2 protein-coding genes are annotated in these 1,105 nt (G+C 66.3%); both read right to left on the bottom strand.

The window, feature by feature from the left end:
• On the bottom strand, positions 1-720 hold a 720-nt coding region (locus ABT116_RS49315), incomplete at its 3' end, for an ABC transporter ATP-binding protein (RefSeq protein ID WP_351648172.1).
• Positions 713-1,105, bottom strand: a 393-nt coding sequence (locus ABT116_RS49320) for an extracellular solute-binding protein (protein ID WP_351648174.1), incomplete at its 5' end; no start/stop codon positions are given. The genes ABT116_RS49320 and ABT116_RS49315, both read right to left, overlap by 8 nt.

The following is a 1,105-nucleotide window of genomic DNA, read 5'->3' on the forward strand; positions in this document are numbered from 1 at the left end:
GGGGGTGTCGAACTGCTCGATCAGACCGTTGCGCATCACCGCGATCCGGTCCGACATGACCAGCGCCTCTTCCTGATCATGGGTCACATAGATGACGGTCAGGCCGAGTTCTTGCTGGATGGTCTTGATCTCGACCTGGAGCTGGTCGCGGAGCTTCTTGTCCAGCGCGCCCAGCGGCTCATCCATGAGGATGACCGGCGGGCGGTAGACCAGCGCCCGGCACAGGGCGACACGCTGCTGCTGACCACCGGACAGCTCACGCGGCTTACGTCCGCCGAAGCGGGACAGGCCCGCGATCTCCAGCGTCTCCCCCACCCTGCGGCGGATCTCGTCCTTGCCCACCCCACGCAGGGTGAGCGGGAAGGCGACGTTCTCCTGCACGGTCATGTGCGGGAAGAGCAGGTACTGCTGGAAGACGAAGCCGAGGTTTCGCTTCTGCGGGGCGAGGCGGGTGACGTCGCGGCCGCCGACGGTGATGGTGCCGGAGTCGGGTTCGCAGAACCCGGCGATCATCATCAGCGTCGTGGTCTTGCCCGACCCGGAGGAGCCGAGGAAGGTGACGAACTCCCCCGCCGCGATCTCCATCGACGCCTCGTCGACTGCGACCACGTCCCCGTAGGTCTTGCGCAGGGCCACCACCGACAGCGCCTTGCCGGTCGCGGTGGCCGGCTTGTCACCGGCCACCTTCACCGACGGTGCCGCGATACCGAATTCAGCCACGTGCCCACTCCAACCAGCGCTTGGTGACGGCCGATTCGTTCTTCAGCCACCAGTCGACATCCGCGTCGAAACCCTTGTCGTAGTACTTCGGAGCACCCGCCAGCGCGTTGCGCTCATCCTCAGTGAGCTGCGTGTAAGCCACCGGGGACGACGGGTTCGACGGGAACGCCTTCGCCAGGGCGGCCTGGCTCTCCGCACGCAGAGAGAAGTCCATCAGCTTGTAGGCGTTGTCCTCATTGGCGGCGCCCTTGGCGATGGCATAGCCCTGGAACTGGCGGCGCATACCGTTGAGCTGCCGCTCCACCGGGACACCCTGCTTCTGCAGGTCGGCGAGCCGGCCGTCCCAGACGGTCGACATCGTGACTTCCTGGCGGCTGAGCAGCAC

The sequence above is a fragment of the Streptomyces sp. NPDC002130 genome, assembly GCF_040296465.1.
In the GTDB taxonomy this organism is placed as follows: Bacteria; Actinomycetota; Actinomycetes; order Streptomycetales; family Streptomycetaceae; genus Streptomyces.